Annotated in this window: 20 protein-coding genes and 1 tRNA gene; 11 read left to right on the top strand and 10 right to left on the bottom strand. The window is 65.9% G+C overall.

The window, feature by feature from the left end; translation table 11 throughout:
* Positions 1–64 precede the first annotated feature (64 nt).
* From OC372_RS08650 to OC372_RS08625, 6 genes are read left to right on the top strand one after another with little or no spacing between them, the layout of a single operon-like run.
* Positions 65–1,174 carry a HesA/MoeB/ThiF family protein gene (locus tag OC372_RS08650; protein WP_262001538.1) on the top strand — a complete coding sequence of 370 codons (1,110 nt, stop codon included), beginning with the start codon at positions 65–67 and terminating at the stop codon, positions 1,172–1,174.
* Positions 1,171–2,397 (top strand): gephyrin-like molybdotransferase Glp, encoded by a 1,227-nt coding sequence (gene glp / locus OC372_RS08645; protein ID WP_262001537.1) that lies wholly within the window; start codon positions 1,171–1,173, stop codon positions 2,395–2,397. Before OC372_RS08650 ends, glp begins: the two co-directional genes overlap by 4 nt.
* Positions 2,394–2,867: a cyclic pyranopterin monophosphate synthase MoaC gene (gene moaC / locus OC372_RS08640; RefSeq protein ID WP_167634669.1), complete on the top strand. Its 474-nt coding sequence runs from the start codon at positions 2,394–2,396 to the stop codon at positions 2,865–2,867. The genes glp and moaC overlap by 4 nt, the downstream gene beginning before the upstream one ends.
* A complete protein-coding gene (locus OC372_RS08635; protein ID WP_262001536.1) occupies positions 2,864–3,472 on the top strand; it encodes a molybdenum cofactor guanylyltransferase in 609 nt (202 codons plus the stop codon). The genes moaC and OC372_RS08635 overlap by 4 nt, the downstream gene beginning before the upstream one ends.
* Positions 3,469–3,750, top strand: coding sequence for a DUF6457 domain-containing protein (locus OC372_RS08630; RefSeq protein ID WP_105711917.1), 282 nt, complete (start codon positions 3,469–3,471; stop codon positions 3,748–3,750). The genes OC372_RS08635 and OC372_RS08630 overlap by 4 nt, the downstream gene beginning before the upstream one ends.
* A complete protein-coding gene (locus tag OC372_RS08625; RefSeq protein ID WP_262001535.1) occupies positions 3,750–3,983 on the top strand; it encodes a MoaD/ThiS family protein in 234 nt (77 codons plus the stop codon). Before OC372_RS08630 ends, OC372_RS08625 begins: the two co-directional genes overlap by 1 nt.
* Positions 3,984–3,986: 3 nt before the next feature.
* Here the strand turns inward: OC372_RS08625 and OC372_RS08620 are convergent, their stop codons facing one another.
* Genes OC372_RS08620 through OC372_RS08610 form a run of 3 tightly spaced genes read right to left on the bottom strand, consistent with a single transcriptional unit; the run spans position 3,987 to position 5,709 of the window.
* Positions 3,987–4,421 carry a molybdenum cofactor biosynthesis protein MoaE gene (locus OC372_RS08620; RefSeq protein ID WP_029262418.1) on the bottom strand — a complete coding sequence of 145 codons (435 nt, stop codon included), beginning with the start codon at positions 4,419–4,421 and terminating at the stop codon, positions 3,987–3,989.
* On the bottom strand, positions 4,418–4,894 hold the full coding sequence (locus tag OC372_RS08615; protein WP_262001534.1) for a molybdenum cofactor biosynthesis protein B: 477 nt from the start codon (positions 4,892–4,894) through the stop codon (positions 4,418–4,420). The genes OC372_RS08620 and OC372_RS08615 overlap by 4 nt, the downstream gene beginning before the upstream one ends.
* A gap of 38 nt (positions 4,895–4,932) precedes the next feature.
* Positions 4,933–5,709, bottom strand: coding sequence for a hypothetical protein (locus OC372_RS08610; protein WP_315985393.1), 777 nt, complete (start codon positions 5,707–5,709; stop codon positions 4,933–4,935).
* 142 nt (positions 5,710–5,851) lie between these two features.
* Here OC372_RS08610 and OC372_RS08605 point away from each other — a divergent pair, with 142 nt between their 5' ends.
* The 4 genes from OC372_RS08605 (at position 5,852) to OC372_RS08590 (ending at position 12,088) form a co-directional block, all read left to right on the top strand.
* Positions 5,852–6,898, top strand: a complete 1,047-nt coding sequence (locus OC372_RS08605; protein WP_262001532.1) for a hypothetical protein — start codon at positions 5,852–5,854, stop codon at positions 6,896–6,898.
* A 51-nt stretch (positions 6,899–6,949) separates the two neighbouring features.
* A tRNA-Ser gene (locus OC372_RS08600) sits at positions 6,950–7,040 on the top strand.
* Positions 7,041–7,394: 354 nt separating this feature from the next.
* Positions 7,395–10,808: a serine/threonine-protein kinase gene (locus OC372_RS08595; RefSeq protein WP_262001531.1), complete on the top strand. Its 3,414-nt coding sequence runs from the start codon at positions 7,395–7,397 to the stop codon at positions 10,806–10,808.
* Positions 10,805–12,088 (top strand): hypothetical protein, encoded by a 1,284-nt coding sequence (locus OC372_RS08590; RefSeq protein ID WP_262001530.1) that lies wholly within the window; start codon positions 10,805–10,807, stop codon positions 12,086–12,088. The genes OC372_RS08595 and OC372_RS08590 overlap by 4 nt, the downstream gene beginning before the upstream one ends.
* Before the next feature lie 490 nt (positions 12,089–12,578).
* Here OC372_RS08590 and OC372_RS08585 read toward each other — a convergent pair whose 3' ends face one another.
* The 4 genes from OC372_RS08585 to OC372_RS08570 all read right to left on the bottom strand — a co-directional run bounded on the left by OC372_RS08585 (position 12,579) and on the right by OC372_RS08570 (position 16,310).
* Entirely contained in the window at positions 12,579–13,673 is a 1,095-nt protein-coding gene (locus tag OC372_RS08585) for a DUF262 domain-containing protein (RefSeq protein WP_262001529.1), read from the bottom strand.
* Between the two features lie 41 nt (positions 13,674–13,714).
* The gene (locus tag OC372_RS08580; RefSeq protein WP_262001528.1) at positions 13,715–14,302 is read right to left on the bottom strand and encodes a hypothetical protein; all 588 of its coding nucleotides are present in this window, start codon (positions 14,300–14,302) and stop codon (positions 13,715–13,717) included.
* Positions 14,303–15,189: 887 nt separating this feature from the next.
* Positions 15,190–15,729 (bottom strand): RNA polymerase sigma factor, encoded by a 540-nt coding sequence (locus tag OC372_RS08575; protein ID WP_262001527.1) that lies wholly within the window; start codon positions 15,727–15,729, stop codon positions 15,190–15,192.
* Positions 15,729–16,310, bottom strand: a complete 582-nt coding sequence (locus OC372_RS08570; RefSeq protein WP_262001526.1) for a hypothetical protein — start codon at positions 16,308–16,310, stop codon at positions 15,729–15,731. Before OC372_RS08570 ends, OC372_RS08575 begins: the two co-directional genes overlap by 1 nt.
* A 184-nt stretch (positions 16,311–16,494) precedes the next feature.
* Here OC372_RS08570 and OC372_RS08565 point away from each other — a divergent pair, with 184 nt between their 5' ends.
* Positions 16,495–16,629 (top strand): hypothetical protein, encoded by a 135-nt coding sequence (locus OC372_RS08565; protein ID WP_262001525.1) that lies wholly within the window; start codon positions 16,495–16,497, stop codon positions 16,627–16,629.
* Between the two features lie 19 nt (positions 16,630–16,648).
* Here OC372_RS08565 and OC372_RS08560 read toward each other — a convergent pair whose 3' ends face one another.
* Genes OC372_RS08560 through OC372_RS08550 form a run of 3 tightly spaced genes read right to left on the bottom strand, consistent with a single transcriptional unit; the run spans position 16,649 to position 19,349 of the window.
* Entirely contained in the window at positions 16,649–17,311 is a 663-nt protein-coding gene (locus OC372_RS08560; RefSeq protein ID WP_262001524.1) for a response regulator transcription factor, read from the bottom strand.
* Entirely contained in the window at positions 17,308–18,546 is a 1,239-nt protein-coding gene (locus OC372_RS08555) for a sensor histidine kinase (protein WP_262001523.1), read from the bottom strand. Before OC372_RS08555 ends, OC372_RS08560 begins: the two co-directional genes overlap by 4 nt.
* Complete coding sequence (locus tag OC372_RS08550) at positions 18,543–19,349, bottom strand: ABC transporter permease (protein WP_262001522.1); 807 nt, start codon at positions 19,347–19,349, stop codon at positions 18,543–18,545. Before OC372_RS08550 ends, OC372_RS08555 begins: the two co-directional genes overlap by 4 nt.
* Positions 19,350–19,366 lie beyond the last annotated feature (17 nt).

The following is a 19,366-nucleotide window of genomic DNA, read 5'->3' as shown; positions in this document are numbered from 1 at the left end:
CGGCGGGGGATTTCTCCGGCGCTCGGAGGGCCCGCTGCCACGCGTCCCGGGGTAGCCTGAGCGCATGCCGCTGCCTCCGCTCGTCGAGCCCGTCGCAGCACTCAGCGCCGCGGAAGCACAGCGGACCGCCCGGCACCTCGTCCTCGCCGACCTCGGCGAAATCGGACAGCGACGGTTGCGCGCGGCCCACGTCACCGTCGTCGGTGCGGGTGGGCTCGGATCTCCCGTCGTGCTCGCGCTCGCCGCAGCCGGCGTCGGCACCCTCACGGTCATCGACGACGACGTGGTCGAGCTCTCGAACCTGCAGCGTCAGGTGCTGCACCGCCTGGCCGACGTCGACGCGCCCAAGGTCGACAGCGCGGTGCGCGTCGCGGCGGATCTCGCGCCGGAGACGACCGTTCGTCCCGTGCGCGAACGACTCACCGCGGCCAATGCCGAGGCGCTGTTGTCCGAGGCCGACCTCGTGATCGACGGGTCCGACACGTTCGAGACCCGCACGCTGGTGGCTGCGGCCTGCGAGCGGCTCGGGGTGCCGCTGGTGTGGGGTGTCGTGCAGGAGTTCGCGGCTCAGGTGACGGTGTTCTGGTCGGCTCCGCCCGAGGGAGTGCCGCCGGTCGTGCTGAGCGACCTGTACCCGCCCGAGGGGGTCGGCGAACTGCCGAGCTGCGCGGCGGTGGGAGTGCTCGGGGCGCTCTGCCTCCAGGTGGGTTCGGTGCTCGCGATGGAGGCCATCAAGCTCATCGCCGGCATCGGGGAGCCGCTGTTCGGTCGCGTACTGCTGATCGACGCGCTGCGGGGACGGATGAGTGAGGTTCCGCTGCGCGGGCGCGCGGAGACGGCCGGTGCGGCGACGACCAGCGCGGCGACCTCGGTTCCCGCGCGCCCGGCGGTACCTCACGTCGCCGCGGACGCACTCGACGACGAGGTCGCCGCCGGAGCGTTCGTGCTCGATGTGCGCGAGGCGGATGAGATCGCCACCGGCGCGATCCCCGGAGCCCGGCACGCTCCGCTGGCGGAAGTACTCGGTCGTCCCGAGGCCTTTTCCGCCGAGGGCCGGATCGTCGTCGTGTGCCAGCGCGGACTGCGGGCAGTGCGCGCTGCGGCAGCCCTGCGGGACGCCGGGGCCGACGCCGTGGTGCTGACCGGCGGCATGGACGCCTGGAGCGCGCGATGAGCGGCATGCGCACGGTCGAAGAGCAGCTCGCCGTGGTGCTCGCCGCCGTGCGGACCCGTCCGGCGGTCACCCGGACTCTGGACGAGGCGGTCGGCTTCACGCTGACGGAGCCTGCTCGCGCGCAGAACCCCGTCCCCGTTTTCGACAACTCTGCGATGGACGGCTTCGCGGTGCGTTTCGCCGACGTCGCCACGGCATCCGACGCGCATCCGGCGGTGCTGCGCGTCGTGGTGGACGTCCCGGCGGGCAGCGCGGAGGATCCACCACTCGCTCGGGGCACGGCCGCCCGCATCATGACCGGCGCTCCGGTGCCGGCTGCGGCCGACACAGTCGTGCCTTTCGAAGACACCGTGGGTGGCCTCGCCGACTCCCTGGGGGACATCCGGGTGGTTCGCGCACCGGCGGCGGAGGGCTCGCATGTGCGTCGGGCGGGGGCGGATGCCGCGGCCGGTGCCGTCGTTCTCGAGCCGGGCACGCTGCTCGGCGCCCGGCAGCTGGCCGCACTGGCATCCGTCGGCATCGCTCGGGTCGCCGTCGCCCCGCGGCCGCAGGTGGCCATCGTCTCGACCGGCGCCGAGCTCGTCCCGCCGGGGGAGCCGCTGGCCCGAGGGCAGATTCCGGAATCGAACGGGCTGCTGCTCGCCGGGCTCGTAGCCGAGGCCGGGGCCGAGGTCGTGTTCCGGGAGATCGTCGGTGACGATGGTGCCGGCCCGGCCGACGCTGTGGCGCGTGCGACCACGCTCGGGCTCGATGCCGTGATCTTCTCCGGGGGCGTGAGTGCCGGCGCATACGAGCCGGTGCGGCAGGGTCTGAGCGACGCGATGGAGTTCGTGAAGGTCGCGATGCAGCCGGGCAAGCCCCAGGGGTTCGGGGCGACGGCTGAGGGGATGCTGCTGTTCGGCCTGCCCGGCAATCCGGTGAGCGTGGCCGTCTCTTTCGAGGTGCTGGTGCGGCCGGCGTTGCTGCGCCTGCAGGGCCGCCGCGATATCCATCGCCCACGGAGACGTCTCGCCGCGGGCGTCGGATGGCGAACCCCTCCCGGGCGACGTCAGTATCTGCCCGCCGTGATCGACGCGGAGGGCCTCGTGCATCCGGCGACCCGCGGGGGATCCGGCTCGCACCTCGCGGTCGGCCTCGGGGCCGCCACCGCCTATGCCATCGTCGCCGCCGAGACCGAACAGGTCTCGGTCGGCGACCTCATCGACGTGATGGAGCTGTCATGACCTTCACCCACCTGGATTCGGCCGGCCACGCGCGCATGGTCGATGTGACCGAGAAGCAGCCGACCGTGCGGGCCGCGACCGCCGCGGGCTTCGTGCGCTGCGAGCCGGAGACGGTCGCCCTGCTCCGCGATGGCACGGTGCCCAAGGGCGATGTGCTCGCAGTGGCCCGCATCGCCGGCATCCAGGCGGCCAAGCGCACGCCCGAACTGCTGCCGCTCGCACATGTCATCGGCGTGCACGGCGCGGTCGTCGACCTCGACATCGAAGACACCGGGATCCGGATCAGCGCCACCGTGCGCACGGCCGATCGCACCGGGGTCGAGATGGAGGCGCTCACCGCCGTCTCGGTCGCCGCTCTCGCCGTCGTCGACATGATCAAGGGTGTGGATCGCGCCGTGACGATCGAGAACGTGCGCATCGTCGCCAAGGAGGGCGGGCGCAGCGGGTCCTGGCGGAGGCCCGGGGAGTGACCACGTCGTCGCACGCCGGGGTCGGCGCCGTGCTGCTCGTCGGTGGCGAGGGTCGCCGGATGGGCGGCATCGCGAAGCCTCTTCTCACGCTGGAGGGGCGATCGCTGTTCGCCCGCACCGTGGAAGCGCTGGTCGCAGGCGGGGTCGGGCCGATCGTGGCGGTCGGTCCGGTGCTCGATGAGTCGGCCGACGTGGTCTGGACCAGGGAGGAGCCGCCGCTCGGCGGTCCGGTGGCGGGGATCGCGGCGGGACTCGCGCGGATGCCGGCGGAGAGGGTGCTGATCCTCGCCGGGGACCTCGCGCGACCGGATGCGGTCGTGCACGGCTTGCTCTCCCACCGCGCCGATGATGCGGGGGCAGCGGCATCCGTCGACGGTGTCGTGTTCTCTGCAGACGGGCAGCCGCAGTGGCTGGCCGGCCTGTATCGCACGGCATCGGTCCGCGGCGCGCTCGACGTGATCGAGACCGACCGGAACGCCTCGGTCCACGCCCTCCTCGGCGGTCTCGCCATCGAGTGGGTCGTCGACCAGGAGGGGACCACCGCCGACATCGACTCGCCCGCCGACCTGGCTCGCGCACGACAGGAATTCGAGGAGACGCCATGACCGAGAACAGCCGCACTCTTCCTCCGGAGGCGCTCGACGCCTGGGCGGCCGAGCTGCGCGAACGATTCGACCTGGGGGCGGACGATGTGCCGGTCGCGCTGATCCTCGACCTCGCGAGAGATGTCGCGAACGGGGTCGCGCGCCCGGCCGCGCCGTTCAGCGCCTTCGTCGCCGGTCTGGTCGCCGGTCGTGCGGGCGGCTCGCCCGATGACGTGCGGGCCGCGGTCGCCGCGATCGTCGAGCTCGCGAACGCGCATGCGGCTCAGGAGCAGAGCTGATGGCCACGGTGCGGTACTTCGCGGCAGCGGAGGATGCGGCGGGCCGGGCGACGGAGCCCACGGATGCGGTGACCCTCGGCGCGCTGCGGGCCGAGCTGGTGGACGCGCATCCGGCACTCGGAGCGATCCTCGACCGCTGTGCGCTGCTCGTGGACGGCGCCAGGGTGGACGACGACTTCGCGCTGGCGGGGGTGGGGACCGTCGACGTGCTGCCTCCGTTCGCCGGAGGCTGAGGCTCAGCCGCCGATACCCTTCCAGGCGGTGGTGCCGTCGGCCTCGACCTGACGCTTCCAGACCGGGAGCTCGCGCTTGATGGCCTCGATGATCTCGCGGCACACCACGAACGCCTCGTCGCGATGTGCGGCGGCGACCGCGACGACGACAGCGGCCGAGCCGACGGGCAGGCGGCCGATGCGGTGGCTCACGGCGACGATCGCCTCTCCGCTGACACCTGCGGCGACGGCGCGTTCGGCGAGGTCGCGAAGGATCCGCTCGGCATCCGGGTGCGAGGAGTACTCGAGGGCGACGACCTCGCCGGCGGCATCCGGGTCGTGGTCGCGGACGCGTCCGAGGAACGTCGTGACCGCGCCCGCGCGGGCGTCGTCCACCGCGGCGAGGTGCGCATCGAGAGACAGGGCCGTGTCGCTGATCGCGGCAAGGGTGACGGTCATCGGTGGTCCTCTCCGTCGAGCTGGGCGATCACGTGCTCCGCGACCGACAGGATGATCGGCATGCCGTCGGCGACGCCGCCGGGGGAGCCGGGCAGGTTCACGATCAGCGCGCCCTGCGCGGTGCCGGCGAGGCCGCGGCTGAGCATCGCGGCGGGGAACCTCGCGGCACCCTGCCGCCGCAGCTCCTCCGGGATTCCCGGAAGCTGTCGCTCGAGCACGCGTGCGGTGCCCTCGGGGGTCTCGTCGCGCGCGGCGATGCCGGTGCCGCCGGTGGTGACGATGAGCCGCAGACCGCGGGCGAGGAGTTCGTGCAGCGCCTGCTCGACGGCATCCGCGCCGTCGGGGATGATCACAGGGTCGGCGCAGTCGAACCCCGCTTCGCGGAGCGCGGCGACGGCGAGGGGACCGGCCGTGTCGGCGCGGGTGCCTGCCGCACCGCGATCGGACACGGTGAGCACGGCGGCGGAGGTCATAGGCCGAGGGTAGCGTCGAGCGTGCCGGACATGAGCGGTCAGACGCTCATGTCGACGGGCGGTTCCATCACGATGCCCTGTGCCTCGAAGGCGCGGCGGCGCTCCTCGATGCGGCGGTGCAGCTCGACCTGCGCGTCGTCGACGAACTGAGGGTCGAGGTCGACGGTCGGCGGATGCGGGTCGCCGTGGTTCGCGGCGATGTACGCGTCGAGCTCGGGTCCGCTCGTCCACGACGTGATGAGGGCGTAGCGCGGGGCGGTGCCGCGGTGCCAGACCGCGTGCCAGAAGCGCTGGGTGTCGACGATGATGCGCGAGCCCGCGCGCAGCGGCAGGCGGATCTCGGTGGCCGGGTCGAAGCGGTCTGAGCGCAGGATCAGCATCGACTCGGTGTCGTCCGAGAGGTTGAAGAACCCGCGGACCACCCACCCGGTTCCCTCTTCGTTGAGGCGGTTGTTGTCGTCCTGATGCAGGTTGTAGATCGCGTCGGCGTACTCGTTGGGCTGCAGCTCGATCACGCGGCAGCGGCCGATGCCGGCGCCCGGCTCCTGTGCCCGGCGCTGGAGCGTGGGGGCGATCGCGATCTGCGACTCGACCCAGACGCCGTCTTTGTCGGCCCGCGGCGGCGTGTGGTTCCAGAAGCCGTTGCAGTCGACGTCGCCTGCGTAGCTGGTGAGCGGGGCGAAGCGCGTGATGCCCGAGGAGCGCCACCCGACGTACTCCAGATCGAGCCATTCGGCCGGATCGGCGGCCGACGTGTGGTCGTCGAGGACGACGTAGCCCGTCTCGGCCAGTGCCTCGGACGCGATGAAGCCCATGATGAGTACCCTTCCCGTCATCGCTGCCCCCACAGGCGGCGGGTTCTTAGGCAATCCTAACCCGGTTCGGCCGCGCGCGCGGAGGGATCCTGCCGTGCAAAAGCACGAGGGCGCCGGTCCTGCGCGCCGATATTCTGAGGGCATGACTCAGCCGCAGGGCGCCCTCCTCGTGGGCAGTGTGAACTTCGACGACGCCGAGACCACGATGCGCACGGCGGCAGAGCTTCTCGGCGATCGGCTCCGCCGCATCCCGGACGGCGAGGTCGGCACGCGATTCCACTGGATCATGTTCCAGCCCGACGTGATCGGCCGGGCCGACGGCATCGAGCGCATCGGCGACGAGCCCATCCCGTTCCCCGCAGGGATCGACGCGCGCGGCCTGCGCATCGCCGAGGGAGTGGATGCCGCGAGCATCGCCCTGCCGCCGCTCGGCTACGCCGCCGCTGCGATCGAGTCGTACGCCGTGTTCACGCGCCTCCGCGCTGAGGGGGCTGTGCCCGCCGGCATCCGATTCCAGGTGTCGCTGCCGACCCCGCTGGCCGTGATCTCCTCGTTCTTCCACGGCGACGATCGGGCCGCGATCGAACCCGTGTACACCGCCGCGATCCTCCGGGAGCTCGCCGAGATCCTCGCGGCGATCCCGCACGAGGACCTCGCCGTGCAGTGGGACGTCGCCAGCGAGATGGGCATCATCGAGCGCGCGGCCGGCTACGGAGCGGTCATGGAGGCATGGTGGCCCGGCGATCCGTTCGACGGGCTCGTCGAGCGCCTGGCCGCGCTGGTCGACGCCGTGCCCGCAGGAGTCGAGGTGGGCGTGCACCTCTGCTACGGCGACGCGGGAGAGAAGCACTTCTTCGAGCCGACGGATGCCGCGAACCTGGTGCGCTACGCGAACGCCGTGGCCGCGGCATCCGCCCGCCCGCTCACGTGGCTGCATCTGCCCGTGCCGATCGCCCACGACGACGCCGCCTACTTCGCGCCGCTCGCCGACCTCGCGCCCGTGAACGAGCTGTACCTCGGGCTCGTGCACCGGGAGGATGGCGCCGAGGGGGCCGCGCGCCGCATCGCCGCCGCATCCCCGTACGCGGCCGAGTTCGGCGTCGCGACCGAGTGCGGCATCGGCCGCGCACCCGCCGGCTCGACCGAGGGCATCCTGTGCACCCACGCCGAGGTCGCCGCCGCCTGGTGACCCGCATCGCTCGATTCGCGCGCTCGCCCCGCGTCGCGTAAGCTATTCCGCGGTGACGTGTCCGAGCGGCCGAAGGTGCAACTCTCGAAAAGTTGTGTAGGGTAACCCCCTACCGTGGGTTCAAATCCCACCGTCACCGCCACCACGAAGGCCCCGAATCCCTTGGAAACACTGGGATGAGGGGCCTTCGTCATGCTCGGAGTGCGGGCAGCAGCCACGAGGCAGTAATTAGAACGCAGGTCGGATGCGGCGCAGGCAACTTGTGAATCTGCTCGCGACCCTCACTGAGATGAGCCTGTCTGCGGCAAGCGCGTTCGCCATCTCGCTCTGAACCCTACCTCGGCCGTTGCCGATTTCGTGTGATGGCACCCGTTGAGATCGGTGGCAGATGCTTCATGAAATTCGGTCTCGTCGACGCGGGGGGTGACTGCTACGGTCGTGGAAGGCGAGCAACGATCCGCATTCGCGGGGCTCTGAAGAGGGAGACTGCGGGGCAATGGCGCAACCCGAGATTCTTGACGGTCGGTACCTGATGCTCGAGAACTATAAACCCCGCGCCGGTGGCTCTGCGGTTGTTCGAAAAGCGATTTCCATGAGCGATGGCCGTTCGGTCGCGGTTAAGTTCGTTTCGGGTGGTACCGACGGCGTGCTCCGCAAGTTGGTGGAGCGTGAGGTTGGTCTGTTACGTAAAGCGAACCAGGCTTCGCATCCGAACATCATCACGTTGATCGATCACGGCGTGGAAGAGGAGACCACCACCCCGTTCCTAATCTTCGACTGGGTCGATCAGAATCTAGGCGATGTGCTCGCCGATTCGAAGTCGTGGGACTGGCGCGATTTTTGCGAGAAAGTATTGCGCCCCGTTGCTGGGGCTATCGCGTTCCTGCACAGCAACGGAATCACGCATCGGGATGTCAAGCCGGGGAACATTCTTTGGAGCGACCAGGGCACCGCTCTTTTGGCCGACTTCGGAATCGCGAAGCAACATCGTATGCGGGACGATACAACGGCGACCGTCGGATCGCTTCGCAGCCACCTCTATGCGCCCCCGGAGCGGGAGTCAGAGTTGCCGTTCGTGCGTGATGTGTTTTCGCTTGGAGTCCTTGCGATCCAGGGTCTCAGCGACGAAGGTAACCGAGCTTCGGAGTTTCACGAACTTGAGCCTGCGCTCGATGCGCTCGGCCTGCCGGACGTCTTGGACAATCTCATTCGGCGGTCGGTGGCACTAGCACCCACGGATCGCCCCGTGAGTGGCAAAGAGTTCCTCCGGCAACTCGAGCTTGTCCTCGACGATTCGCCAGCAGAAGAGAGGCGACTGCGAGTCACCCTCAAGTTGACGAAGTCAGCGATCGCAGCCGTGGCGGCTGAAAGCGGTGCTGCCGCCGCTCGAACGATCGTCGAGCATGATCTTGCGGGCCGAACGCATGCCAGTTCGTATTGGGATCCGCAACAGAACAGTTATGACTTCAACTCCTTCCTCGTCTTGGGCGAAGCGCTGAAACTTCTTGTGCGTCGTGATTCTTCGACCCAAGAACTCGTGGTCGTCTCAGCAAGGAAAACAGAATACGAGGCCCTCGAACGCGAGCGAGAGGCATCGATCGTCACGGACACTTTCGTCGACTGGTCCTTGGCATCCCCGCTTAGCGTCTTGGCGGCTCGTGAGTCTCAAAACTTGCTGTTGGCCCGCCTTCGCGAGCATCGAGAAGCGGAACAGGAGCGACTAGCTAACGGGGGTGAGGCGCTGGTTCGTGAACTTCTCGGGGTGTGGCAGCGCACACTCACGGCTCGCGAAGCGCTGGGACTGGGCATGATGCCCACCATCAGGTTCGACCGCGCGGAGGCCCGCGGCCACACCGAAAGTGCTTTCACACTGAGTGAGCCATTAGACCTGGATATCCGAGGGAGCGAGTGGGAGTACACCGACGAGGTCGGAAGAGTGCGGGCTCGTGGCGCGGCCGTCGAGCAAAGCCCGAGCAACCTGACGATTCGTTGGAATTGGCACGACCTGGGGAGTATTCCTCAAGCAGGGAAGCTCACACCATATCTGGGACCGACACAGATCGCCATCGATCGCCAGCGAGATGCTTTGCAACGACTCGAGAGCGGTGACGCGATGCTCCCATCGCTCGCGGACATCTTGGCTGAACCCGCTGCCGCTCAACCCCCGCGCGAAATCGGAGAGGTAACGTGGGCAACCACGCTCGATGCAGACAAGCAGGCATCAGTGAGAGCAGCGCTCGGCACCGATGATTGCGTGCTCGTGACGGGGCCTCCCGGCACGGGGAAGACTCGGATGATTGCCGAGCTCGTCGCGCAGGAGCTCGAGCGAAATTCCTCCGCTCGGATCCTGCTTGTCAGCCAAACTCACGTGGCGATCGATAACGCTCTCGAGCGAATCCAAGCACTCGGCGTTAGCTCGATTGTCCGTATGGCGCGCGAAGACGATGAGCGGGTAGCGGAAACGTCGTCGAGCCTGAGACTCGATCTCAAGCTTCAGGGATGGGCCGAAAATGTTCGCAAGAATGCCGACGGAGCGTTTGCTGTTCTATCTGCGGCAGGCGGTATGGATCCCACCCATCTGAGCGCAGCGATGCATCTCGAGGAGTGGAGAGTCGCTCATCGTTCTCGATCGAAGAGCGCTTCGCAGATCAAGTCGGCGCAGCTCGCCGATGATACGACGGCGAGCCGCCTCGAGTTGACGCCCAGTCTCGACGAGCTGAAGCGGCAGTTTGACGACGCCGTCGCCCGGGAGGAGAAGGCGCTGGAAAATGCTAGAGCAGCCCTCGGGGACGAGATCGAAATTGGGCAAGCAGTCAGCACGGACGATGTAGACGCCGCGCTCGAAATGATTCTGGAGCAGTCCGAAGATTCGAACCGGCTCCTCGCCTTATTGAAGCTTCAGGCCGAATGGATACAACGCGTTTCCACGGATCGACGGATGGCGACCATCCTGCTCGAAGACAGCTCTGTCGTCGCCGGCACATGCCTTGGCTTCATAGGGCATCCTTCGGCCCGGTCGCTGACGTTCGATCTATGCATCATCGACGAGGCCTCGAAGTCGACGAGCACCGAGGTTCTTGTCCCGATGGTGCGCGCGTCTCGTATAGTCCTGGTCGGGGACACCAACCAGCTGCCGCCTCTCGATGAGGATCTGTTGCGGGAGCCGGCGATCTTGCGCGAAGCTGATCTCCTGCCGGCACAGGTCAGGGAAACCCTGTTCGAACGGCTGGCGACGCACCTACCAGCCACCAATCAGTTCCGGCTAACTGAGCAGTTCCGTATGGTTCCCGCCATCGGAGACATGATCTCCACCTGCTTCTACGAGGGCTGGTTGCGTTCGTCGGCGGTCGAGGGGTTGAGAGGATACGACCTGCTCAGCAAACCGGTGCTGTGGCTGGACACTTCCGGCCTCAAGAATCGCCGAGAAACCCGCGATGCTCGAACCGCGGGAAGCTTCGTGAACAACTGCGAGGCTGATGCCGTAATCGACCGGCTTGGTGCGATCCAGCGCGCGATCGAGAGCGGATTGATACCCGCATCCGAGGGCGGCGGGTATCACGTGATCGTCATCGCGCCTTACCGGAGCCAGACGGAGGAACTCAAGCGACGCCTCGACCGCGTTGCGGCGGAGCTCAGTCACCTGCATGTTGAAGTCGAGTCCGTCGATGCGGTGCAAGGACGCGAGTGTGATCTGGCCGTCTTCAGCGTCACGAGGAGCAACGATGCGGGAAAGCTCGGATTCTTGAGCGAACCGTATTGGAGACGAATCAATGTTGCGCTTTCGCGCGCGAAGTTCGGCCTGACGATCGTTGGGGATGCCGAGTTCTGCGAGGCGAAGCCTGGCGGCCTCAGGAAGGTCATTGACTACATCCGCGAGAACGCAGACACTTGCGAGATGAGACGAGTATGACCTACTTGACGGACCATGATTTGTTCTTGCGCTTTCAAGAAGCTCGGCCTGGTCGAAAGCTGATCGCGATCGAAGACGTGGCACTCCCCGTCACAGTCCTACGTGTTCTAGTTGCTGCTCAGGAGGACAAGGATCTTCCTCTGCTTGAGGAATTCCTTCTGCGCGGAGTGCACGCCGGGCTGACTTCTGCCGAACAGGTTGCCGGACTTCTGGGGCTGGAGACATCTCAGCTTGAAAGTGCGATGGTCAATCAACTGGCCGTGGGGAACCTTGGCTATCATTCCTCAACCGGAAAGGTTGGGCTCACAGCACAGGGCACTCAGGCCGCGTTGACTCTGCGCGCGGTTACGCCTGTTGACCTCGAGCTGCCGGCCAGCTTCGACCGGACACTGTGGCGAGTCACCGAATACCGAGACCGGGACCTCATCACTAAGTCGCAGGCGAGAGAGAGAGCGATGCGAATCGTTCCGGCGTCTCGTCATGAGCACGTCGAGGCGTCGCACATTCGACTTCAAGACCTCGAGCATCTCGTTCGCGTGGAGAAGCGAGGGCATCGCCACCTCCAACTTCTCGCGATTCTTCGTGCGAGCGTGGTGAAACACCGCTACCTTCCCGCGAAGCTACTGCTCTTTACGGATGAGGTGCAGCCTATTCCTGAGGTCGCTTGGGTTGTGGACGGCGACGAGAGCCCAATCCATGCCCGGGAGTTCGAGAAGCTGGCATCCGGCCAGATGAGCCGGATGCAGGTCGTGCATGATGAGGTGCCGGCGTGGGATGAAGCCGAGGCAATCCTCGGCGAGAGCGCGCGGGCGGTGAGTTTCGAGCAACTGAGTCCGATGGCGCAGCAAGCGTTCGCTCGGGCCTCCTTGACGGGAACGGACCGCCGCATCTCGGTGCTGACGGGCAGGCTCAGCGCCGCTGTACTGGATCATGCGACGACGGCGCAACTCGAGTCGAACTTGCGACGTGGCGCCAGGGTGTGCATCGGATACTTCGACGTTGACGAGGCTGAAAGCGATCAAGAAGTGGTTCGTCGATTGGAACAATTAGCTCGTCGGTACCCCAACTTCCGCATAGCCAAGCTCAAACAAGCTCCCCCTCACCTGCTTGCCAGCGACAGCAAGGTCCTGCACTCCAACCTAGAGCTCTTGTCGTTCAAGTCCCATCCCTCGGGAAGGTACCTCTCGAGCCACGGCCGGTTGTTCGAAGACGTACGTCAGACGGCTGTGGCGCATGATGCCATCGCCAGGCTCGTGGACGTTGCCGGCGATCAGGCATGACACGGAACGACCAGTGAATGTGCGGCCGCCCGAGAGAGGTTCGGAGTCAACCCGAGATGAGTCGTCTGCCGGTGAGGCCCAGGAATGTTGCTGTCCTCGGGCGCGAGGTAGGTTGGGCGTCCCGGGTGGGATTGAGTGTGATTCCCTACTGGCGTATCGGAGATCTCCGTGACACAGAGTTCATGGTTGCCAGGCTCTGAGCGACTGGAAACGCTCAGAGCTTCGTGCGCCAGGGGGCGCGCATGGGGAACGAGGCTGGTGACGCATACCCAATCCAGAATGCAGGCGAGTGACTTCATCGCAGGGCGATTCGCCCCTGATGAGCATTGGCTCACCCGCGCGGCATGGGTGCTCAGGGCGAATTATGGGAGATCCGCCGATCGGTGGCTGCGCCGTCGCGGAGCGGGTAGGTCGCGACGCCGAATGCCTCGGTAAGTTGTCTTATTCGACGGATGCGGGGTACGGCGCTGCTGCGGAGGGATGACACCCTTTAATCTGAGTCCTCGTCAACCTCAGCTTCGGGCTCGACTTCGATCTTGAGCGCGTCAAGCTTGGACGTTGGGGTCGCGGACTTGGTGCCTGTCGGCCGTGTGTACGCGGTCTCAGTGAGGTGGGCGCGAAGCGCTGCTAGACGAACCCTCCGGCTCTGGAGGTCGCTGGCTGCACGTTGCACGTATCTGGCGTAATCGCGGACCTCTTCAGTGGCGGGCGTCTCGTCGTCAGCAAGATAGGTGCTGATTGAGGCGCTAAACGCTGCCAGGCGGGCCTTCTGTCTTTCAACCTCGTCCTTGGCCAGCGGCAGCGAGTCGGTCTGCTCCGCGTAGAACGCGAACAGTGTGTAGAAGTCGCTCTTGCGCTTCCACCGTGTCGAGGAATCCCAGTCGACCACGGAGGTCAGTACTTGGCACACTGCTTGGAAGGTCGATTCGGTCTCCGCGCGGGCCGGGAACTCCTCCTCGAACTCGCCGTAAAGGCGGTCAACATTGTCCTTCTTATTTTGCTGCCCGTAAAGAGCCGCAATGGCGAGCTCGCTGATGAACTCGACGTCGAGCATTCGGCGGAAGTCATTGACTGTGAAGATCCCGCTGTCGACCCAGAACGGATCGTCGGCGAGCCGGTTCATCGTGGTGATGAATTCGCCCCAGTAGGTCGCGTTGCGCAGCTCCTGCTTGTTCAGCGCCATGTTGTTTCGGTTGAGGCGACCGAAGATCTCTCTGATTAATGTCTCGTCGAGTGCGGGAAGCACTCGCACCGCGAATCGGTACTGGCGAAGGGCTGTCTTCTGGTCCTTCGTCAGATCATCGAAACGGGCGCCATCCCAGTCTGCATCTCGTTCTGAAAGAGCGAAGTTACCGGCCAGGAACTCAAGGCAGGCGCGAATGCGTTGCTGGCCATCGACAACGATGTGACGATCGTTGCCGTCCTTGTCCTCGGTGGTTTGAAGGTAGATCTCCGGTACCGGATAGCCACGCAGAATGCTGTCGATCAGGTAGCTCTTCTGGGTGGACGTCCACACCGGGTTGCGCTGGAAAAGTGGCTTCAACACTAGCTCGTCGTCGCTAAGCCTTTTGTTGAACCACGACACTGTCTGAGTGGTGGGCTCCAGGAAAGTACTCCGGATAGCGTTCATTCCAGTTCCTCTCGCGCGTGACGCGCACTCTTGAGTTGGTAGGCCCGCAGCGATTCAAAGTCGCGGTACAATCGTGCCTTGACCGTGTGTCCGACAACGGGCGGGTTCTTTCCCGCACGTAGCAGAGCGTCCTGCCAGGCCGGGCCGTATTCGAGCATGCTCAGGATCTTGTCGGTGGCGATGCATCCGTCGAAGAGCAATCCGCGGCGATGCCGCGCAATCTTTGTCTTCATCGTTTTGCTGAGAAGGTTTGGCTGCAGGGAAAGGTCGCGCACCTTGCGCCAGGCGAGGTCGAAATGATGGTTTGAGATTACGGCCACGTCTATGTCTGAGCGTTCGTGAAACAGCGTGAACCCCTTGGTTGGCGACAAACTGACTCCGGTCGCGGCGCTCCCAACGATGCAGATCGCATACGGGTCGACACCCAGCGCTTCCGCCAGTGACTGCTTCCAGTCTATGTAGGCCGCCCGGTCGTCGAACAGCCATGGCACTCGGTCGAGAATTTGGTGGCTGCAGAACTCAGCCGGTTCCAGCGCCACTGCGGCCTCCACGAGATTGGCGACCTTTGCGTCAGCTGCGTCCATGAGATGCGAGGGTATCGGCACTCCGGGTTCCGACCTTTCGAGATAGTGTTCCGGGCACAGCCTAACTGTCGAGGATGCGGCGTGTCTTTGGCCCGCGCACTGCACTTCGCCTGCGCCTGTTGATCCAGTGCGGCGTCATCGTGGGCGATTTGGAGGGGCGTGATGGTGGTGCCATACCCACTATCCGGCTCATCGATGGTGCTCCTCCTGCACCGCCGATGCACGGGCCGGATACCTTTTTGATGCAGGTCTAGTCTGGGCAGCGATCCTGACCCTCTGGAAACTCAGGCCGACTGTGGGCGTCGGCGAAGCGACGACGATGAATCGACTCGGTTGGGGCCGCCGCTCACGCGCTGAGATCGAGCGACACCACAAAGGCTGGGCGTCGGAATCAGCGGTCACGACTCGGCAGACTCGCAACTCAAGGACTGTAGCCGCTGTCAAGATCCCCGGGTCCGCTACCCGCTCTCCGACGGAGGAACTCGTTTCGTCGATGATCGAGTAGACGGCACCTCAATCGCAACAACTGGCGCTTGTAAGCGAGCGTGAGGATCAGTTCCGCGGCAAGCCTGGCGAGAACCTCCAAGTGCTCGAGGGCGAGCGCGATGAGTAGTTCAGATGACCCGGCGCGAAGTATCGGGACGGCCATCGTCACCCGTTCGCGGGCTGGTTTCTTCTGAAGTTGCCGCGCGCGGTGGAGGCTCAGCGACCCTGCCAAGGAAGCGAAGAACCCGAATAACGCAGTGATGCTCAATGGGCAGGTGGTTGTCGGTGCTGCTAATACATGAAGGGCGCACCATTATTTACTCCAGCTACCTCGATGGCGCGATTCATCGACTGATCGCTGGCCGACGACCGGACGGACGGATCATTACAGCCGGAAGCTCCTAAGAGTCAGATTCACGGGCCAGGTCGGCCCGAAGTTTCGCGCGTGCCCGCGAGTATCGGCTGCGGACGGTCGCCGGCTTCTTGCCGAGGATCTTCGCTGTTTCTGCAAGGGAGGACCCGTCCCAGTGGACGAGCTGGATGATCTCGCGATCACCCGCCGGAAGTGCCTCGAGTGCTTCCCACACGTCATCACGCACGGGGCGGGCATCGCCGCTGACGAGCGCTTCGCCCGTGAGTCTGTCGCTGAGCTTCCGTCTGCGGGAGAGGGCGCGTCGGTGGTTGGCCAGGACGTTCCGGGCGATCCCGAACATCCACATCCGGGCTTCGATATGGTCGGGCGGCATGGCGTCGATCTTGCGCCACATCGTGAGCAGGACCTCGCCGGTGAGGTCCGCGGCATCGTCGGTGGAGACGACCCGTCGAGCGAAGTAGCCGAACAGTGCACGTTTGCTTTCATCGATCAGGCGAGGAAGGTCGAGCCTGTCGTCGCTCCACATCGATACCAGCGCTTCGAGGGGCTCCTCAGGACGGCCGGGCATCAGTGCCGCACCCACGTGCACGTCGACGTGCCGGCGGTGCCGATACCGGGTGCGTTGATCAGCTCGAACGGGATCTCGTTCCCGATAGCGGTGACGATGCCTGTGGACACGGTCGTCCGGTCGAGGTCCTCCTGGGTGAGCTCGGGAGCCACGTCAGGGTCGCCGACAGAGTCAGGGTTCTTCTCGCCGAGGTCGTAGCCGCGTTGGCCGATACCGGTCCAGTCGTGCGAGGCGATCCATTCCTTCGCCTCGGTGACGTCCGTGCCATCCCAGGACGTGACCGCGAGCGAGTATGTGCACTCGACCGTCTTGCCCTCATCCGTGACGTAGGAGATCGGGATGACGACGTCCGGGGTGAAGCTCGGGGCGATGTAGACGGCTGCCGCAGTCGCGATCGCTCCGACGCCCAGAAGTGCAGCCACGACCGCGGCGATGCGGACACCACGCCGGCGACGCGGAGGCCGCGCGGTCTGCTCTGCGGCATTCCTGGCGACGCGGTCGAGCATCGCGTCAAGGACTTCGGGCGACTCCGCCCACTTGTCGTGTGGAGTGAGCAGCCGGTTGAGCTGTGTGTCGTCCATGGGTTTCCTCCGATGATCCGTTCACTACTGCTCATGTCCGATCATCGCCGAAGCGTTGCATCGGGGAAGAACCTCGGGAGTCGCGCGAAGTATCCATGCCGTCACGGGTTTTCAGGAACCCAGGGCCTCAAGTCCGTCGCACGGGGGATGCTCGCGAGCATCCGGTTTCCGTAGCGTGGGTCGCATGGATATCGCTTCAATGATCATGGGCGCCTCGATCGTCTCGATCGGGTGGATCGCCTTCTGGCCGTGGGCGCAGCTGAAGCGCCTTCGAGAGCTCGAGGCGAGTGCCGCCGTGGACCCCGATCAGGAGTCGTAGATTCAGCCGGAAAAGGGTCTCACAGCACCTCGAGCTTGTACGCGAGGATGACCGCCTGCACGCGATCCCTCAGGTAGAGCTTGGCGAAGACGCGGTTGACGTGGGTTTTCACCGTCGCCGGAGTGAGGTGCAGCCGCTCACTGATCTCCGGATTGGAGAGCCCTGTGGCGATCGCGAGGAAGATGTCGTATTCGCGAGGAGTGAGACGGTCGAGGGGTGAGGGCGGGCTGCCGGTGACCGGAGTCGCGTCGCGCTTCACGTAGTGGTCGATGAGTCGTGTGGTGATGCGCGGTTCGACGACGCTGTCACCCGCGGCAACGGTGCGGACGGCCGCGGTGAGTGTTTCCGGCGTGGCGCTCTTGAGGAGGAACGCACTCGCACCTGCATGGAGCCCGCCGAAGGCGTACTCGTCGATGTCGAAGGTTGTGAAGACGATGACCTTGATCCGGGGGTCTTCCGCCGTGATCCGTCGGGTGGCTTCGATGCCGCCGATGCCGGGCATGCGCACGTCCATGAGCACGACGTCGGGGCGCAGTTCCGCTGCCAGGGCGACGGCCTCTTCGCCGCTGCCGACTTCGGCGATGACCTCGATGTCGTCGGCACTGTCGAGCACGAGGGCGTTGCCCATGCGTACGAGGGGCTGGTCGTCGACGACCAGGACGCGGATCGGTGGCGGAGTCATGAGGGATCGGCTCGGCTTTCATCGTCGATGAACAGGGTCGCGGTCGTGAGCCACCCGCCGGTGGGGAGTCGTCCGCTGGAGCTGGTGCCCGCGTACGCGGCGGCACGTTCCGCGACGCCGCGGAGCCCTCTGCCGCTGCCCTGGCTCGGTGCCCCGGCTGCGGGCGCGTGTCCGTCGTCGGTGATCGTGAGTGCGACCTGGGCCCCGTCGGATTCGAGTCGCACCTCGACGCGCGTGGCTCCTTCGGCATAGCGCAGCGCGTTCGTCAGGCCCTCTTGGACTATTCGGTAGACGGTGGTCGCCAGGGTGGGGTCGTGCGGGATGGCGCTTCCGACGCGGACCAGGTGCACGGCGAGTCCCGCAGCGCGGAAGACGTCGACGAGTTCTTCCAGGGCGGGGAGGTTATGGCCGGAGTGATGCAGTGCTTCTGCGAGTTCGTCGTCGTCGTCTCGGAGCAGGTGAAGGATGCGACGCATGTCGCTGAGCGCGGTTCTTCCGACGTCGCCCAGGTTCCGCAGCGCGGTTGCGGAACGGTCGGGATGCTTCTGCCACCCGGTCGATGCGCCGTCCGCGAGGGCGATCATGATCGAGATCGAGTGGGCGACGACGTCGTGCATCTCGGCGGTGATCCGGTTCCGTTCGCTGACCCGCGCGTTCTCCAACCGCTGTTCCACGAGCGCCGCGTGTGACTCCTGACGTTGCCGGCGGTTCTTCACGGCCAGCCCCAGCGACAGCGCGACGAGGGCGAGCGGGTCGAGGAACAGCGGTGAGAACGCCACCCCGTTCGTCAGGAAGAGCGCCAAGGCACTCAGCGCAGGAAGGCAGACGCCGATCGCGTACCCGAGGGCAGCGCGCGGAAAGGGGCGAGTCGCGGCGACGGTGTAGAGCGCGAACGCGAACGGGAAGCTCAGCGCCCCGATGCCGGGAAGGATCCATACGGCGACGGCACCGACGCACACCGTCGCGCAGAGTGCGAGCAACGGTGATCGGCGACGCCAGAACAGCGGTACGGATGAGACGACGGCGATCAGGGCACCGGGCCAGAGCGGACCCTGCCCGGCCAGGGCGAAGGCGAGAACCTGCAGCGCGACGGCGGCGATCACCACCAGCACGTCGACGACGAACGGGTGTGAGGTGAACCAGCGCATCTTCTCGAGCATCCGTCCTGCGTGCTGTTCCTTCTGCGGGGTCGGGGCGGCAGCCCGGAGTTCGGACCGCCGCCCGAATGCTGTCATGCGTCCCGGCGTCTGAGCACGATCGCGGCTGCGGTGAACAGGACGACGGTCCAGGCCAAGAGTACGAGATAGCCGCCCCAGGGCCCCATCGCGTCGGTTCCGAGCGGTGCCAGCAGGAGCGACCCCGACTCGATCGGGAAGAAGCGGGTGATCTCGGTGCCGTACTCGGAGAACATCTGCGGGATCACCGGCACGATGATCAGGAACACGATGGTCGTCAGGACGGCCGCGACCACGTTCCGGATGAGCGAGCCGACGGCGATGCCGATGATGCTCAGCGTCGCCAGGTAGAGCCCCGACCCGAGGATGAGGCGGATCGCATCAGCGGTATCCAACGGATAGCTGTAGCCGCCGCCGGCGAGGATGGTCGGTGCGATCGCGAATCCGATGCTCGAGCTGACCACGCCGATCACGAAGGACACGGCGGCGATGATCGTGGCCTTCGACACCAGCGCCGGAACCCGCTGGGGGACCGAAAGGAGCGTCGTCTTGATCTGACCCGAGCGGTACTCGTTGGTCACCATCAGGGCGGCGAGGACAGCGAGGACGACGCCGACGTATCCGGTCTTGTCGACGATCATCTCCGCGTAGGCCTCGTAGTCGGCCTTGGGCGAACCGCGGTCACGGAACACATAGGCCAACGGCATCGCGATCCCGTTCGCGATGAGCAGCAGCAGGGTGAATCCGGCCAGGGCGAAGTTCGAGGTGAGGCCCCGGAACTTGATCCATTCCGAACGGATCGCGCCGGGGAGGTCGGCATTTCTTCCGGTGGCTTTCACCGGCTCGGTGAGAGTGGTCATCATGGTCCTTCCTGCGGAGC

Source organism: Microbacterium sp. Mcb102 (assembly GCF_024519805.1).
Classification (GTDB): domain Bacteria; phylum Actinomycetota; class Actinomycetes; order Actinomycetales; family Microbacteriaceae; genus Microbacterium.
This window is presented reverse-complemented; position numbering and strand designations above follow the sequence as displayed.

Excerpts from the sequence above, each read along its gene's own strand:
- OC372_RS08625 (WP_262001535.1), top strand. The coding sequence starts at position 3,750 with ATGGCCACGGTGCGGTACTTCGCGGCAGCGGAGGATGCGGCGGGCCGG.
- OC372_RS08630 (WP_105711917.1), top strand. The coding sequence starts at position 3,469 with ATGACCGAGAACAGCCGCACTCTTCCTCCGGAGGCGCTCGACGCCTGG.
- OC372_RS08605 (WP_262001532.1), top strand. The coding sequence starts at position 5,852 with ATGACTCAGCCGCAGGGCGCCCTCCTCGTGGGCAGTGTGAACTTCGAC.
- OC372_RS08550 (WP_262001522.1), bottom strand. The coding sequence starts at position 19,349 with ATGATGACCACTCTCACCGAGCCGGTGAAAGCCACCGGAAGAAATGCC.
- OC372_RS08555 (WP_262001523.1), bottom strand. The coding sequence starts at position 18,546 with ATGACAGCATTCGGGCGGCGGTCCGAACTCCGGGCTGCCGCCCCGACC.
- OC372_RS08610 (WP_315985393.1), bottom strand. The coding sequence starts at position 5,709 with ATGGGCTTCATCGCGTCCGAGGCACTGGCCGAGACGGGCTACGTCGTC.
- OC372_RS08590 (WP_262001530.1), top strand. The coding sequence starts at position 10,805 with ATGACCTACTTGACGGACCATGATTTGTTCTTGCGCTTTCAAGAAGCT.
- OC372_RS08650 (WP_262001538.1), top strand. The coding sequence starts at position 65 with ATGCCGCTGCCTCCGCTCGTCGAGCCCGTCGCAGCACTCAGCGCCGCG.
- OC372_RS08575 (WP_262001527.1), bottom strand. The coding sequence starts at position 15,729 with ATGCCCGGCCGTCCTGAGGAGCCCCTCGAAGCGCTGGTATCGATGTGG.
- moaC (WP_167634669.1), top strand. The coding sequence starts at position 2,394 with ATGACCTTCACCCACCTGGATTCGGCCGGCCACGCGCGCATGGTCGAT.
- OC372_RS08620 (WP_029262418.1), bottom strand. The coding sequence starts at position 4,421 with ATGACCGTCACCCTTGCCGCGATCAGCGACACGGCCCTGTCTCTCGAT.
- OC372_RS08570 (WP_262001526.1), bottom strand. The coding sequence starts at position 16,310 with ATGGACGACACACAGCTCAACCGGCTGCTCACTCCACACGACAAGTGG.
- OC372_RS08560 (WP_262001524.1), bottom strand. The coding sequence starts at position 17,311 with ATGACTCCGCCACCGATCCGCGTCCTGGTCGTCGACGACCAGCCCCTC.
- OC372_RS08615 (WP_262001534.1), bottom strand. The coding sequence starts at position 4,894 with ATGACCTCCGCCGCCGTGCTCACCGTGTCCGATCGCGGTGCGGCAGGC.
- OC372_RS08565 (WP_262001525.1), top strand. The coding sequence starts at position 16,495 with ATGGATATCGCTTCAATGATCATGGGCGCCTCGATCGTCTCGATCGGG.
- OC372_RS08595 (WP_262001531.1), top strand. The coding sequence starts at position 7,395 with ATGGCGCAACCCGAGATTCTTGACGGTCGGTACCTGATGCTCGAGAAC.
- OC372_RS08580 (WP_262001528.1), bottom strand. The coding sequence starts at position 14,302 with ATGGACGCAGCTGACGCAAAGGTCGCCAATCTCGTGGAGGCCGCAGTG.
- glp (WP_262001537.1), top strand. The coding sequence starts at position 1,171 with ATGAGCGGCATGCGCACGGTCGAAGAGCAGCTCGCCGTGGTGCTCGCC.